Below are 14,827 nucleotides of genomic sequence, written 5' to 3'. Positions count from 1 at the left end.
GCCATGCCCCGTCTCGTGCTGTGGAACGTCGATCACACGCTCGTCGACGTCGGCCGGGTGACGCGGGAGGCGTACGCCGAGGCCTTCCAGCAGGTGACCGGGCGTCCGCTCGTCCGGCTGGCGCCGACCGTGGGCCGTACCGAATCGGAGATCATCTTCGAGACCCTGGCGTTCAACGACGTCGTGACCACCGAGGACCACCTCGCGCAGTTCATGGCGGCGCTGGGCGAGGCGTTCACGGCCCGTCGCAAGTCGATCCGCAAGGACGGCCGCGTGCTGCCGGGCGCCCGCGAGGCCCTCGCCGCGGTGGCCCGGCTGCGCGATGTCGTCCAGTCCGTCCTGACCGGCTCGATCGAGCCGAACGCCGTCGCCAAGCTGACCGCGCTCGGACTGGACAAGCACCTGGACTTCAAGGTCGGCGGGTACGGCTCGGAGACCTATCCCAAGGCCGCGCTGGTCGAGCTCGCGCGCAGCCGTACGGCCGAGAAGTACGGCGCCCCGATCGCGGAGGCCGCGACCGTGCTCATCGCCGACTCGGCCAACGACGTGCGCGCCGCCCAGATCGCCCGCGCCCGGACGATCGCCGTCGCCACCGGCAACGCCACCCAGGCCGAGCTCCGCGGCGCCGGCGCCGACATCGTGCTGCCCACCCTGGCCGAGACCGACCGCGTGGTCCGCGCGGTGGAGTCGCTGACCACCTCCTGAATTAAGCGCCGGCGGTGTCCGCCGCCGCCTCCGCGGCCGCCGCCGAGACGGTCGCCGTCTTCCGCGAGACGAGTGACGCCGTGCTGGACCTCATCGGCCGCAGCCAGACCCTCCAAGAGTGAGGGTCCGCGCGTCATGCTCGCGCCGCCGCCACCCGTGTCTCCGGCAGGCGGGTGGACACCGCCAGGGCGATGACCGGGAGCACGAGCAGGAGCGCGAGCGCCGTGCGGATGCCGTACGCGTCGGCGACCAGGCCCAGCAGCGGTGCGACCATCCCGCCCGCGGACACCGCGAGGCCCAGGGTCACGCCGCTGGCGGTGCCGATCCGGCCGGGCAGGTACTCCTGGCCGAGCGTGGTGTGCACGGCGAACGGCACGTACAGGCCGAGGCCCAGCACGAACGCCGAGACGAACGCGACCGCCGGGCCGGGGGCGAGCAGCAGGCCGAGCAGACCCGGAACGGTCAGGGCGTAGCCGGCGCGTACGGCCGTGAGCCGCCCGGCGCGGTCCGCGAGCCGGCCGCCGAGCACCGTGCCGACCGCCCCCGTACCGGTGAAGACGGTCAGGGCGGCCGACGCCGTGCCCTTCGACAGGCCGAACCGGTGGATCAGCAGGAGGGCCAGGAACGAGGAGATCCCGAAGTAGGCGACCGATCGGCACACGACGACCACCGTCAGCCAGCCGAACGCCCGCCAGTCGTCGGCCCCCGCGTCGCTCGCGGCCCGTCCGCGGGCGGGCGCGGGTTCGCGGCTTCGCCAGGCCACCGCGAGGAACAGGGCGGTCGCCACGGCCGGGAGGGCGAGCAGGGGAGTGCCGGCCAGGCCCGTCGCTCCGAGGATCGGGGCGACGACCAGCGGCGCGACCGCGATGCCGGCGTTCCCGCCCACCGCGAACACGCTCATTCCCTGCGCCGAGGCCCCCGCCGCCTGCCGCGCCGCCCGAGCGGCCTCCGGATGGTAGGCCGCGACACCGACGCCGGACAGCGCCACCGCGAGCCAGGTCGTCCAGTACCCGCCGCCCAGCCCGGACAGCCCGATGCCGACGCCCGCGGTCAGCAGCCCGACGCCGACCAGCCAGGGTGCGCGGCGCCGGTCGGTCAGCACGCCGAAGCCCGGCTGCAGGATGCTCGACAGGAAGGTCGCGGCGAGGGTGATGCCGGTCGCCTGCGCGTAGCCGTAGTGCCGCTCGGCGACCAGGAAGGGCAGCAGCGCCGGCACCGCGCCCTGGTACAGATCGTCGACGACGTGGGTCCCCACCAGCAACGTCAGCATCCGCCGTCCCGAAGTCATGATCGCGACGCTATGAGAAAGGGTGCATGACGGGAACAGGCCGGCGTGCCGACCGATATCGCGATTCGGCCGTCCGTACAGGGCCGTTCGTGCAGGGTCGTCCGTGCAGCACTGTCCGTGCAGGGCCGTTCGTACAGTGGCATCGTGGAGCTCTGGGAGTACGCGAGCCACGACGCGGTCGGGCTGCGCGGTTTGATCACTTCCGGGCAGGTCACCGCCGCGGAGGTGGAGGACGCCGCGCGGCGGGCGCTGGAGTCGGCGGACGAGCGGGTCAACGGGCTGGCCCTGCCGGTGTTCGAGCCGGCGCTCGACCACGCGGACGACGGGCCGCTCGCGGGAGTGCCGTTCCTGATCAAGGACAGCGGGCCGATGGCGGAGGGCGTGCCGTTCTTCCTGGGCAGCCGGGCGATCTCGGGGGTGACCGCGCGGTACGACACCGACCTCATGAGACGCGTCCGCGCCGCCGGGCTGGTCACGCTGGGCCTCACCACCGTCCCCGAGCTGGTGATCAGTTTCGCCACCGAGGCCCTGCGGTACGGCCCCACGCGAAACCCCTGGAACCTGGACCGCGGCGTGGGCGGGTCGAGCGGTGGGGCCGCCGCGCTGGTCGCCGCCGGAGCGGTGCCGGTCGCGCACGCGAACGACGGTGCCGGCTCGGGCCGGGTGCCCGCCTCGTGCTGCGGGCTGGTCGGTCTCAAGCCGAGCCGCGGCCGTACGCCGTGCGGGCCCGACCTGGGAGAGGCGGGCTTCGGCATGGCCTGCGAGTCGGGGCTGACGCGGACCGTACGCGACGCCGCCCGCTATCTCGACGCGATCCAGGGCCCGGTGGCGGGCGACAAGTACACCGCGCCGCCTCCGCTCCGCCCGTACGAGGACGAACTGGCGGCCGACCCCCACCGGCTGCGCGTGGCGGTGACCACGCGTGCCTGGTCGGGCGCCCCGGTCGACCCGGAAGTGGCCGAGGCGGCGGTACGCACCGGCCGGCTGCTGGAGGAGATGGGGCACGCGGTCACGGAGGCGAGCCCGCAGATCGACTGGGACGCCGTGCTGCGGGCGATCGCGACCGAGACGGTGGCGCTCGTCGCCCCTGTCCTGCTGGCGCCGAGACGGCCGGACCCCGCGAGGATGGAGGCCGTCTCACGGCGGATCCTGCGGATGGCCGAGGAGTTCAGCGCGCTCGACCTGATCGCGGGCATGGACGCACAGAACCGCCTCACCCGGGCGGTGGGGGCGTTCTTCACCGAGTACGACCTGCTGGTCACCCCGACGATCGCGCGCCTCCCGGCCCCCCACGGCACGCTCCGCTACGACGACCCCGGCCACACGGTGGAGAGCTGGCTGCGGGCGGAGTTCGACTACGGTCCGTTCACCTCACTGTTCAACGTCTCCGGGCAGCCGGCCGTCAGCCTGCCGCTCGCCCAGAGCGGCGACGGTCTGCCGATCGGTGTTCAGCTCGCCGCGCCGTACGGCCGGGAGGACCTGCTGTTCCGCGTCGCCGCCCGGCTCGAAGAGGCCGTTCCCTGGCACGACCGCGTCCCGCCGGCGGGGCTCAGGCGGGCCGGCGGGCGGTGAAGTGCACGCGCTTGGGCTTCGGCGTGACGCGCACGTCCGCGAGGCCGGCCGCCTCCAGACGGGAGGCGAGCGTCCCGGGATCGACCGGCACGAGCGTGTCGCCCAGGTGGATCAGCCGGAACAACAGGCCGGCCCGCCCGTCGCTGCCGACGAACACCCCGCCCGGGCGCAGCACGCGGCAGGTCTCGGCGAAGAGCCGGTCCTGCAGCTCCGGCGTGGATACGTGGTGCAGCATCGTGAAGCACGCGACGGCGGTGAACGACGCGTCCGGGAACGGCATCGCCGACGCGTCGCCGTGCACGATCGTCACGCCGGGCTCCAGCTCACGCCGCAGCCGCTCGGCGTACGTCTCATCGACCTCCAGCGCGGTGAGGTGCGGCACCCGGCCGGCCAGCTCGCGGGTGGTCACGCCCAGGCCGGGGCCGAGTTCCAGCACGTCGTCGCCGAGGTCGACGTCCCCCAGCACCACCGGGAACAGGTCCGTGCGCATGTACTCGGCCCACCTGGCCGAACCGCATATCCGGTTGTGGAGCAGGTTCATGCTCGTGCACATTAGGAGCGGACGACGGTGGCGTGAACGACCAAGACGGTCAAGTGATGTCGAGAACCAGCCAACTCAAGACGCGGGCCGACGGGGCGATCCTGGTCGCGGCGTTCTCCTCGGCGGGGCGCCGGTACGACACGCACTGGCATACCGCGCACCAGCTGGCCTGGGCCTCCTCGGGCATCCTCACCGTCTCCTCGCCCGACGGCACCTGGGTGCTGCCGCCGACGCGGGCCCTGTGGATCCCGGCGGGCGTCGAGCACGCCATGGACGCCGGCCGCCACACGTTCGTCTGCTGCCCCTACTTCGCCGCCGATCGAGGACCGGGCTGGACCGTCCCGACCGTGGTCGGAATCAGCCCGCTGGCCCGGGAGCTGATCCTCCACCTGGCCGCCACCGACCCGCCCCGGGCCGCCCGCCGCCGGGCCGAGAGCGTCCTGTTCGACCAGCTCGTGCCGGTTCCCGTGACCACCATCGCGGTACCGATGCCCCGTGACCCGCGTGCCCTCGACGTGGCCCGCGGCGTGATCGACGATCCCGCCGACGACGCCACGCTGGACATCTGGGCCCGTCGCACCGGCACGAGCACCCGCACCCTCGCCCGCCTGTTCACGGCGGAGACGGGCATGCCGTTCGGCCGCTGGCGCACCCAGGTACGCCTGCGAGCGGCGCTGCCGCTGCTCGCCGAGGGCCTGCCGGTGGCCACCGCGGCCCGTCGCGTCGGCTACACGACCCCGAGCGCCTTCGTCGCCGTGTTCCGCAAGGCCACCGGCATACCACCGGGCGCCTACTTCACCAGCCGCTGAGCACGGCGGGAGCCGCCGGAGGGTCTTACAGCGGTGCGCTCGTCTCGATCGCGGCGGCGCGGAGGGCCGCGGCGAGGTGATCGGCGGGTTCCGGCAGGGGCCGCGGGAGCCGCGCGAGCAGGAGGCGCCGTTGTTCGCGCGGTCCGCCGCGGACCGGCAGTACACGGACGCCGGCGGGGACGATGGCGGTGAGCGAGGCCGGCACGGTGGTGATGCCGCAGCCGGCCGCGACGAGATGCAGCTTGGCCAGCCAGTCGCGGGCGGTGTGGGCGATCTCGGGCCGTTCGTCCAGGCCGGGCCAGACTCCCATCACCTGGTCATCGCCCGATCCGGCGATCCAGCGCCGGCCGTGCAGGTCGGCGATGTCGACGAAGTCGCCCCGCGCTAGCGGATGGGTGTCGGGCACCGCGAGGCGCAGGCTTCGTTCGGCGAGGATCCGCAGCTCCAGGGCCGGCGTCTCGCTGTCGAGCGGGCGGAACGGCGGCGCCGACGCCACCAGGGCGAGGTCCAGCGTGCCGGCACGCAGCGCGCGTACGAGCGCGGGGGTGCTGCCCTCGCGGCCGATCACGGTGATGGCCGGGTGCGTACGGCGCAACGCGGCCAGCGCACGGGGCACCAGCCCGGACCCCGCGCTCGCGAACCAGCCGAGCCGCACCGTGCCGTGCTCGTCGGGAAGGCCGGCCAGCTCACGCGCTGTCGCGTCGACCTGGTCGATCACCGTGGCGGCGCGGCGCACCACGACGTGCCCGGCGGGGGTCAGCCGCACGCCGTCGTGACGCCGCTCCAGCAGCGGCGTTCCGGCCGCGCGTTCCAGCGAGGCGATCTGGCGGGAGACGGCGGACTGGGTGTAGCCGAGCGCGGTGGCCGCGGCGGTGAGGGTGCCCCGCTCGGCCACCTCGCGGAAGACCCGCAGAGCGGTGAGGGACGCGTCGGTGAAGGCCATGACGGTTACGCATACCCTACCTGAGAAACTTTCGCTGGTGGCATGACCGATCAGGCTCCTAACGTGGCCGGCATGAACCTGATCAAGACACCGTCCGCGTCCGCCGGCCTGGCCACCGCGCCGAAGGTCGCCCTGGTCACCGGCGCCACCCAGGGCCTGGGTCTGGCCCTGGTCGAGGGCCTCGCCGAGCGCATGGCCCCGCAGGACACCGTCTACCTCACCGGCCGCGACGCCGGCCGTGTCGCCCAAGCCGTCGAGGCCATGCCCTCCGGCGGAGCCCGCGTCCGCGGCGAGCTGCTCGACGTGGCCGACCCCGAGGCCGCCGGCCGCCTCGCCGCGCGGCTGAAGGAACGGCACCAGGGCGTCGACATCGTCTTCAACAACGCCGTGATGCGGATCGGCCCGGACGACGACCCGCGCCGGTTCGTCGACATCTACGCCGAGGTCAACAACTTCGGCGCCACGCGGGTGCTGCGCGCCTTCGCCCCGCTGCTGCGGGACGGCGGGAGGCTGATCGTCGTGGCCAGCTCGCTGGGCAGGCTGCACCACCTGGCGCCCGTACTCCACGACCGCTTCGACGGGCTCGCGTCCCTGGACGAGGTGGACGAGCAGGTCGCGGCCTGGCGTGACGCCGTCAAGGACGGCAGCGCCCGCGCCGGAGCCTGGCCCGGCTTCGTCAACATCCCCTCCAAGATCGGCCAGGTCGCCGCCGTGCGCGCGCTCGCGGCGCAGCGGCGCGAACAGGACACCGAGCGCGGCATCCTGCTCGCCGCCGTCTGCCCCGGGATGATGAACACGCCGACCTCCGGCCTGTGGTGGGACGTCAGCGACGCCCCCAGCCCGGCCGAGGCGGCCCTGCCGCTCCTGAGCCTTGCCCTCGACCCGGTAGACCCCGACCACTACGGCCGGCTCGTCCGGCATGGTGAGGTCCTGCCCTGGTCACCCGACGCACGGTGATACCCGCCAAGGGAAGGTGGACCTCTGGAGACTGCGCAGAGTGAGTCTCACCTCCTTGACCGGTCTGGCCTCAAAGGGCCTTGGCAGTGTTCTGCGGTCACATGGTTTCCAGTGGTTCCGTGGTGGTGTTCTATGTTGCAGTGCGTGGCCGCCACGCTGATGCTGGGATGGCCATCACTAGCGTTTGGGAGGCTGTGACGTGTCGGTTGCCGAGGGTGACCTGCTGTGGGAGCCGTCCGATGATGCGCGGCGGCGGGCCCGTGTCGGTGGGCTCATGGACGAGCGGGGCCTCGGTTCCTACGACGAGCTGTGGCGCTGGTCCGTCACCGAGCTCGATGCCTTCTGGGACACGGTGTGGTCCTACTTCGGCGTGCTCGGCGAGCGCGGCGACGGTCCGGTGCGCGAGGGTGCCGGGATGCCCGGTGTGCGCTGGTTCCCCGGTGCCACGCTCAACTACGCGCGCAACGCCCTGCGGGCCGACCGAGACCAAAACGCCACGGCGGTGATCTTCCGCTCCGAGAGCGGCGACGAGCGCACCCTGACGTACGGTGAGCTGGCCACGCGGGTCGCCGAGGCGCGTCAGGGCCTTCGCGAGCTCGGTGTGACGAAGGGCGACCGGGTGGCGGCGTACGTGCCCAACATCCCCGAGGCGCTGGTGCTCTTCCTCGCCACGGCCTCGCTCGGGGCGATCTGGTCCTCCTGCTCGCCCGACTTCGGGGCGCCCAGCGTGATCGACCGGTTCACCCAGATCGAGCCGAAGGTGCTCGTCGCGGTGGACGGCTACCCCTACAACGGCAAGCGTTACGACCGGCGCGACGTCGTACGCGACATCCAGGCGGCGCTGCCCACGCTCGGGGCCACCGTGCTGATCCCGTACCTGGGCACCGACGGCGTCGAGGACGCGATCTCCTACGACGACCTGCGCCGGCCCGGCGCGGCGCCGGGCTTTGAGGACGTGCCGTTCGACCACCCCCTATGGATTTTGTACTCCTCCGGCACGACCGGGCTGCCCAAGCCGATCGTGCACGGGCACGGGGGCATCGTCCTCGAACACCTCAAGTCCCTCAGCTTCCACCAGGACCTCGGCCCCGGCGACATCTTCTTCTGGTTCACCACGACCGGCTGGATGATGTGGAACTACCTGGTCGGCGGCCTTCTCGTCGGCGCGACCATCGTCATGTACGACGGCGCGCCGAACGGCGACGCGCTCTGGCGGCTGGCCGCCGAGACCGGGGTGACCTACTTCGGCGTCGGCGCGCCGTACATCCTGGCGTCGATGAAGACCGGCCTGGAGCCGGGCAAGACTTATGACCTCACCCGGATCCGCGGGGTCGGCTCGACCGGCTCGCCGCTGCCGCCCGAGGGCTTCGCGTGGCTGTACGAGCACGTCGGCGCGGATCTGCTGGTCGGCTCGTTCTCCGGCGGCACCGACGTCGCCACCGGGTTCGTCGGGCCGTGCCCGCTGCTGCCGCTGCGCGCGGGCGTGATCCAGTGCCGGGGGCTCGGGGCCAAGGTCGAGGCGTTCGGCGACACCGGTGAGCCGGTCGTCGACGAGGTGGGCGAGCTGGTGATCACCGAGCCGATGCCCTCGATGCCGATCTACTTCTGGAACGACGAGGGCGGCGAGCGCTACCGGGAGTCCTACTTCGCCATGTACCCGGGCGTCTGGCGGCACGGCGACTGGATCAAGATCCTGCCCGACGGCGGCAGCGTGATCTACGGACGGTCCGACTCCACGCTCAACCGGGGCGGGGTGCGCATGGGCACCGCCGACTTCTACCGCGTCGTGGAGGCGTTCGACGAGGTCGCCGACTCACTCGTGGTCGACACGGGACAGCTGGGGCAGGACGGGCGCCTGCTGCTGTACGTGCAGCTCGCCGACGACGCCGAACTGTCGGAGGAGATCGTCGCGCGGATCCGGGCGGCGCTGCGGTCGACGCTGTCGCCGCGGCACGTGCCGGACGAGATCCGTGCGGTGCCGGGCATCCCGCGCACGCTGTCGGGCAAGAAGCTCGAAGTGCCGGTGCGCAAGATGCTGCTCGGCACGCCCGTGGAGAAGGCCGCAAACCCGGACGCCATGGCGAATCCCGAGGTGCTGGCGCACTTCATGCCCACGTCAGGACACTAGTGGCAGGGTGATCCTCCCGTCCCCGAGTCGGCGAATCCCGGTTTTCGAGTTAGTGTGGCGGCCGTGAGCGCAACACCACAACGGCGTGGTGCGGCCGCTTCCGCTTCCGGTATGCCCGGAAACGGATATGGCGCACCGGGGCGTAACTTCGGTGAAGAAGGGGGGCGCCTCACCTACGGCGCCTACCTCCGGTTGCCGACCCTGCTCGAACAGCAGGTGCTCGAGTCCGACCCTCCCGCCCGCGACGAGCTTCTGTTCATCACGATCCACCAGGTCTACGAGCTCTGGTTCAAGCTGCTTCTGCACGAGTTGGGCGAGATCCGCCGGGCGATGATCGACGACGAGGTCTGGCTGGCCCGGCACCTGTTCCGGCGGGTGCACGCGGTGGAGCGGGTGATGGTCGACCAGATCCAGGTGCTGGAGACGATGACCCCGCAGGACTTCATGGCCTTCCGGGAGAAGCTGGCGCCCGCCAGCGGCTTCCAGTCCGTGCAGTTCCGCGAGATGGAGTTCCTCTCCGGCCACAAGGACCCCGGTTTCGTCAAACGGTTCCGCGGCCTCACCGACGACGAGACCGAACGCCTCGACCGGCGGCTCGCCGAACCCACGCTCTGGGACGCGTTCGTCATGCTGCTCCGCAGGCGCGGGCTCGCGGCCGGCGACGACGACGAGATCCGGGAGTCGATGGTCACCGTGGCGGGCGACCGCGACCGTTACGACGATCTGTGGCAGCTGTCCGAGGACCTGCTGACCCACGACGAGATGGCCGCGCTCTGGCGCCAACGCCACGTCCAGATGGTCGAGCGGCAGATCGGCACGAAGTCGGGCACCGGTGGCTCTACCGGCGCGCCTTACCTCCGAAGCAGGCTTGACCTGCGGTATTACCCGTTGCTGTGGGAATTGCGAACCCTGCTCTGAGAAGGCACTGAGGGAGATATGTAGATGAGCGGCGAACCGACGGCCCGGCCGGACGACGAAGCCGAGCGTGCCAAGGATGATCTGCTGCGCCGTGCGGCGGAGGCCTGTGCCCACCACACGTACGGCGCCAACCAGGAGACCGCGGACATTCTCGGCTTCCTCCGGCTCTACTATCGGCATGTCGCGGTGGAGGATCTCGGCTCCCGCGACCCGGCCGACATCTGGGGTCCGGCGATGTCCCACCGGCAGCTGGGCGAAGACCGCCCGCAGGGCCGGGCCAAGGTGCGCGCGTTCACGCCGACCGTCGACGACCAGGGCTGGGACCCCGGGCACAGCGTCGTCCAGGTGGTCACCGACGACATGCCGTTCCTCGTCGACTCGGTGACGATGGAGCTCAACCGGCACCAGCTGTCCACCCACCTGATCGTCCACCCGCAGCTGAACGTCCGCCGTGACGTGGCCGGTCACCTGCGGGGCACGGACGACGGCGACGGCCTGATGCTCGAGGAGTCCTGGATCCACCTGGAGATCGACCGGCAGGGCGACCGCACGGTGCTGCAGGACCTGGAGAAGGACATCCGCCGGATCCTGGACGACGTGCGCGCCGCCGTCGAGGACGAGGACAAGATGCGGTCCCTGTCCCGTACGATCGCGGCCGGGCTGCGCGAGAAGCGGCCGCCGCTGCCGGAGGAGGAGACCGGCGACGGCGTCGCGCTGCTCGACTGGCTGGCCGACGACCACTTCACCTTCCTCGGCTACCGGGAGTACACCCTGGAGACCGGCGAGGACGGCGAGCGGCTGCGCGCCGTCCCCGGCACCGGCCTGGGCATCCTGCGCTCGGACCAGAGCGAGTCGACCAGCTTCGCCTCGCTGCCACAGGAGGTGCGCGCCAAGGCCCACGAGCCGCACCTGCTCGTGCTGACCAAGGCCAACTCCCGCGCCACCGTGCACCGCCCCGCCTACCTCGACTACGTCGGCGTCAAGCGGTTCGGCGACGACGGCAAGGTGGTCGGCGAGCGCCGCTTCCTCGGCCTGTTCACCCATGCCGCGTACAGCGAGAGCATCGAGCACATCCCGGTGCTCGACCGCAAGCTCCAGACGGTGCTGCACCGCGCCGGGCTCGCCGCCGACAGCTACGACGGCAAGGATCTCATCGAGATCCTGGAGACCTACCCGCGCGACGACCTGTTCCAGATCTCGGTCGACGAGCTGTTCCCGATCGCGATGAGCGTGCTGCGGCTGCGCGAGCGCAAGCAGCTTCGGCTGTTCGTCCGCAAGGACGCCTACGGCCGCTACATGTCGTGCCTGGTCTTCCTGCCTCGCGACCGCTACACCACGCAGATCCGGCTGCGCATCCAGGAGATCCTGCGCAGCGCCTTCGACGGCACGAGCGTCGACTACAGCGCGATGGTCGGCGACTCCGCGCTCGCGCGCCTGCACGTGGTCGTGCGCGGCGAGCGCGGGCGCCCGCTGCCCGACGACGTGGACCTGGCCGAGGTGGAGGCCCGGCTCGTCGCCGCCACCCGCTCGTGGGCCGACGACCTGGTCGAGGCGATCGTCGAGCAGTGCGGCGAAGAACGCTCCGGGGTGCTGACCCGCCGTTACGCCAACGCCTTCCCCGAGGGCTACAAGGCCGACTTCCCCGCCCGTACGGCCTGCGCCGACCTCAAGCGCCTGGAGGCGCTGACCGAGCCGGGCCAGATCTCCATCAACCTGTACGAACCGTACGGCGGCGAGCCCGGCGAGCGCCGGCTCAAGGTGTACCGGCTCGGGCCGCCGATCTCGCTGTCCCACGTTCTGCCGCTGCTGCACAACATGGGCGTCGAGGTGGTCGACGAGCGGCCGTACGGCATCGACCCCGAGGGCGGCCGCCGCTCCTGGATCTACGACCTGGGCCTGCGGTACGTCCCCTCGCCCGACGTGGACGAGGCCGACGTCAAGGACCTGTTCCAGGACGCCTTCACCGCGCTGTGGCGCGACGAGGTGGAGAGCGACCCGTTCAACACCCTCGTGCTGCGAGCCGGGCTCGCCTGGCGGCCGGTCATGGTGCTCCGCGCGTACGCCCGCTACCTGCGGCAGACCGGCACCACCTTCAGCGAGCGGTACATCGAGCAGGTGCTGATCGACAACCCGCGCATCGCCCGGCTGCTGGTGCGGCTGTTCGAGTCGCGGTTCGACCCGCGCCTCAACTCGCGGCCGGACGCCGCGCCCGACGCGCACGAGGAGCTGGGCTCGGCCATCGCCGAGGAGATCGAGGGCGCGCTCGACGCGGTCACCAGCCTGGACCAGGACCGCATCCTCCGCAGCTTCCTGTCGATGATCCGCGCCACCCTGCGCACGAACTACTACCAGCGGACCGCGGGCGGCACGCCCAAGCCGTACCTGTCGCTGAAGCTGGACCCCGAGGCGATCCCGGACCTGCCGCAGCCCCGCCCCCAGTTCGAGATCTTCGTGTACTCCCCGCGGCTGGAGGGCGTGCACCTGCGGTTCGGGTCGGTGGCCCGCGGCGGCCTGCGCTGGTCCGACCGGCGTGAGGACTTCCGTACGGAGATCCTCGGCCTGGTCAAGGCGCAGGCGGTGAAGAACACCGTGATCGTGCCCGCCGGCGCCAAGGGCGGCTTCGTGTGCAAGCGGCTGCCGGACCCGAGCGACCGTGAGGCGTTCCTGGCCGAGGGCGTCGCGTCGTACAAGCAGTTCATCAGCGGCCTGCTCGACATCACCGACAACCTCGTACGGGACGAGGAGAGCGAGGGCTCCCGCGGCCAGATGCGCGTCGTGCCCGCGCCGAACGTCGTGCGGCACGACGGAGACGACACCTACATGGTCGTGGCCGCCGACAAGGGCACCGCGACCTTCTCCGACATCGCCAACGAGGTGTCCGCGTCGTACGGCTTCTGGCTCGGCGACGCCTTCGCGTCGGGCGGCTCGGTCGGCTACGACCACAAGGGCATGGGCATCACCGCGCGCGGCGCCTGGGAGTCGGTGAAATACCACTTCCGCTCCCTCGGCGTCGACGTGCAGAACGAGGACTTCACCGTCGTCGGCGTCGGCGACATGTCCGGCGACGTGTTCGGCAACGGCATGCTGCTGTCGGAGCACATCCGGCTCGTCGCGGCCTTCGACCACCGGCACATCTTCCTCGACCCCGACCCGGACCCGGCCGCCTCCTTCCGCGAGCGCAAGCGCATGTTCGCGCTCCCGCGCAGCTCGTGGGCCGACTACGACACCTCGCTGATCTCCAAGGGCGGCGGCGTGCACTCGCGCTCGGCCAAGAAGATCCCGCTGACGCCGCAGGTCCGCGAGGCGCTCGGCATCCCGGGCGGGGTCAACGCGCTGACCCCGCACGAGCTGATCCACGCGATCCTCACCGCGCCGGTCGACCTGATGTGGAACGGCGGCATCGGCACGTACGTCAAGGCCTCCGGCGAGACCCACGCCGAGGTCGGCGACAAGGCCAACGACGTGCTGCGGGCCGACGCGACCGAACTGCGCTGCAAGGTCATCGGCGAGGGCGGCAACCTCGGGCTGACCCAGCGGGCCCGCATCGAGTTCGCCCTCGGCGGGGGCCTGGTCAACACCGACTTCATCGACAACTCCGCGGGCGTGGACACCTCCGACCACGAGGTGAACATCAAGATCCTGCTGGACCAGGTCGTCCGCGACGGCGAGCTGACCGACAAGCAGCGCGACACGCTCTTCCTGGAGATGACCGACGAGGTCGCCGGCCTGGTCCTGCGCGACAACATCGCGCAGAACGTCGCGCTCGCCGCCTCACGCAGCCAGGCGTCGTCCATGCTGCACGTCCACGGCCGCTACCTGCGCAGGCTGGAGCGCGGCGGCAAGCTGAAGCGGCGCCTGGAGTTCCTGCCGGACGACAAGGCGCTCGCCGAGCGCCGGCAGGCCGGGATCGGCCTCACCGGCCCGGAGTTCGCCACGCTGCTCGCCTACACCAAGCTCACGCTCGAGGACGAGATCCGCGGCTCGGACCTGCCGGACGATCCCGACCTGGCCAGCCGGCTCGTCGAGTACTTCCCGACGCCGCTGCGCGAACGGTTCCGCGACTACATGGACCGGCACCCGCTGCGCCGCGAGATCATCGCCACCTCGGTGGTGAACAGCATGGTCAACGACAGCGGCATCACCTTCGCGTTCCGCATGGGCGAGGAGACCGGCGCGTCCGCCTCCGACATCACCCGCGCCTACCTCGTGGCGCGCGAGGTGTTCGGCATGGAGGCCTTCTGGCGGTCGGTGGACGGGCTGGACTACCAGGTCGACACCGCGACGCAGATCCGGATGCGGCTGGAGGCCCGCAAGCTGACCGAGCGCGCGGCCCGCTGGCTGCTGCACAACCGCCGCATGCCGTTCGACATCCGCGACACGGTGGACTACTTCGCCTCCGGAGCGGCGGCGCTCTCGGCGCACATGCCCAAGCTCCTGGTCGGCCGCGACCTGGAGGACTTCGAGGACCGCCGCGACCGGTTCACCGAGGCCGGCGTGCCCGACCAGCTCGCCGAGCAGGTGGCGATGATGGTCCCGGCGTTCTCCACGTTCGACCTGGTGGAGATCGCCCACAGCACCGGACGACCGCCGGAGGAGGTCGCCGAGGTCTACTTCGACCTGAGCGAACGCCTCCAGCTGTCCCGCCTGCGCGAGCGCATCATCCAGCTCCCGCGCGACGACCGGTGGAACTCCATGGCCCGGTCGGCCCTCCGCGACGACCTGTACGCCGCGCACGCCGCCCTGGCCCGCGACGTCCTCGTCACCAGCGAGGCGGGGGTCGCGCCGGAGCAGCGGCTGGCGATCTGGACGGACAAGAACAGCGCCGCCGTCGCCCGCGCCGCCCAGACGCTCGGCGAGATCTGGGAGAGCGACAACCTGGGCGTCGCCACGCTGTCGGTGGCCCTGCGAGCCATCCGCACGCTGGTCACCGCCTCGACCCTCCCCGCCTGAGGGACGACAGACCCGG

At 71.8% G+C, this 14,827-nt stretch carries 10 protein-coding genes; 7 read left to right on the top strand and 3 right to left on the bottom strand.

What is annotated here, in order from left to right; genetic code table 11:
* Positions 1 to 3: 3 nt before the first annotated feature.
* Positions 4 to 705, top strand: coding sequence for an HAD family hydrolase (locus tag ABEA10_RS26730; protein ID WP_345468663.1), 702 nt, complete (start codon positions 4 to 6; stop codon positions 703 to 705).
* A 133-nt stretch (positions 706 to 838) separates the two neighbouring features.
* On the opposite strand, the gene ABEA10_RS26725 is transcribed toward ABEA10_RS26730, so the two are convergent.
* The gene (locus ABEA10_RS26725; protein ID WP_345468662.1) at positions 839 to 1,993 is read right to left on the bottom strand and encodes an MFS transporter; all 1,155 of its coding nucleotides are present in this window, start codon (positions 1,991 to 1,993) and stop codon (positions 839 to 841) included.
* Between the two features lie 144 nt (positions 1,994 to 2,137).
* Here ABEA10_RS26725 and ABEA10_RS26720 point away from each other — a divergent pair, with 144 nt between their 5' ends.
* A complete protein-coding gene (locus ABEA10_RS26720; RefSeq protein ID WP_345468660.1) occupies positions 2,138 to 3,565 on the top strand; it encodes an amidase in 1,428 nt (475 codons plus the stop codon).
* Here the strand turns inward: ABEA10_RS26720 and ABEA10_RS26715 are convergent.
* A complete protein-coding gene (locus ABEA10_RS26715; protein WP_345468659.1) occupies positions 3,543 to 4,106 on the bottom strand; it encodes a class I SAM-dependent methyltransferase in 564 nt (187 codons plus the stop codon). The genes ABEA10_RS26720 and ABEA10_RS26715 overlap by 23 nt on opposite strands.
* A 56-nt stretch (positions 4,107 to 4,162) precedes the next feature.
* On the opposite strand from ABEA10_RS26715, the gene ABEA10_RS26710 reads away from it, so the two are divergent.
* Positions 4,163 to 4,915 carry a helix-turn-helix domain-containing protein gene (locus ABEA10_RS26710; protein ID WP_345468658.1) on the top strand — a complete coding sequence of 251 codons (753 nt, stop codon included), beginning with the start codon at positions 4,163 to 4,165 and terminating at the stop codon, positions 4,913 to 4,915.
* Positions 4,916 to 4,940: 25 nt separating this feature from the next.
* Here the strand turns inward: ABEA10_RS26710 and ABEA10_RS26705 are convergent, their stop codons facing one another.
* Complete coding sequence (locus ABEA10_RS26705; RefSeq protein ID WP_345468656.1) at positions 4,941 to 5,858, bottom strand: LysR family transcriptional regulator; 918 nt, start codon at positions 5,856 to 5,858, stop codon at positions 4,941 to 4,943.
* Between the two features lie 72 nt (positions 5,859 to 5,930).
* On the opposite strand from ABEA10_RS26705, the gene ABEA10_RS26700 reads away from it, so the two are divergent.
* The 4 genes from ABEA10_RS26700 to ABEA10_RS26685 all read left to right on the top strand — a co-directional run bounded on the left by ABEA10_RS26700 (position 5,931) and on the right by ABEA10_RS26685 (position 14,811).
* Positions 5,931 to 6,815, top strand: a complete 885-nt coding sequence (locus ABEA10_RS26700) for an SDR family NAD(P)-dependent oxidoreductase (RefSeq protein WP_345468655.1) — start codon at positions 5,931 to 5,933, stop codon at positions 6,813 to 6,815.
* 199 nt (positions 6,816 to 7,014) lie between these two features.
* Positions 7,015 to 8,943, top strand: coding sequence for an acetoacetate--CoA ligase (locus ABEA10_RS26695; RefSeq protein WP_425550968.1), 1,929 nt, complete (start codon positions 7,015 to 7,017; stop codon positions 8,941 to 8,943).
* 111 nt (positions 8,944 to 9,054) lie between these two features.
* Positions 9,055 to 9,861 carry a tryptophan 2,3-dioxygenase gene (locus ABEA10_RS26690; protein WP_329251738.1) on the top strand — a complete coding sequence of 269 codons (807 nt, stop codon included), beginning with the start codon at positions 9,055 to 9,057 and terminating at the stop codon, positions 9,859 to 9,861.
* Positions 9,862 to 9,885: 24 nt separating this feature from the next.
* The gene (locus ABEA10_RS26685) at positions 9,886 to 14,811 is read left to right on the top strand and encodes an NAD-glutamate dehydrogenase (protein ID WP_345468654.1); all 4,926 of its coding nucleotides are present in this window, start codon (positions 9,886 to 9,888) and stop codon (positions 14,809 to 14,811) included.
* Positions 14,812 to 14,827 lie beyond the last annotated feature (16 nt).

It is taken from the genome of Actinoallomurus oryzae, from assembly GCF_039541955.1.
GTDB lineage: Bacteria > Actinomycetota > Actinomycetes > Streptosporangiales > Streptosporangiaceae > Actinoallomurus > Actinoallomurus oryzae.
The sequence above is the reverse complement of the archived record's forward strand: the minus strand, read 5'-3'. Positions and strand labels throughout refer to the sequence as shown.

What these genes read in the sequence shown, in the direction of transcription:
- ABEA10_RS26725 (WP_345468662.1), bottom strand. Translation starts at nt 1,993, where the DNA reads ATGACTTCGGGACGGCGGATGCTGACGTTGCTGGTGGGGACCCACGTC.
- ABEA10_RS26685 (WP_345468654.1), top strand. Translation starts at nt 9,886, where the DNA reads ATGAGCGGCGAACCGACGGCCCGGCCGGACGACGAAGCCGAGCGTGCC.
- ABEA10_RS26690 (WP_329251738.1), top strand. Translation starts at nt 9,055, where the DNA reads ATGCCCGGAAACGGATATGGCGCACCGGGGCGTAACTTCGGTGAAGAA.
- ABEA10_RS26710 (WP_345468658.1), top strand. Translation starts at nt 4,163, where the DNA reads ATGTCGAGAACCAGCCAACTCAAGACGCGGGCCGACGGGGCGATCCTG.
- ABEA10_RS26705 (WP_345468656.1), bottom strand. Translation starts at nt 5,858, where the DNA reads ATGGCCTTCACCGACGCGTCCCTCACCGCTCTGCGGGTCTTCCGCGAG.
- ABEA10_RS26700 (WP_345468655.1), top strand. Translation starts at nt 5,931, where the DNA reads ATGAACCTGATCAAGACACCGTCCGCGTCCGCCGGCCTGGCCACCGCG.
- ABEA10_RS26730 (WP_345468663.1), top strand. Translation starts at nt 4, where the DNA reads ATGCCCCGTCTCGTGCTGTGGAACGTCGATCACACGCTCGTCGACGTC.
- ABEA10_RS26715 (WP_345468659.1), bottom strand. Translation starts at nt 4,106, where the DNA reads ATGAACCTGCTCCACAACCGGATATGCGGTTCGGCCAGGTGGGCCGAG.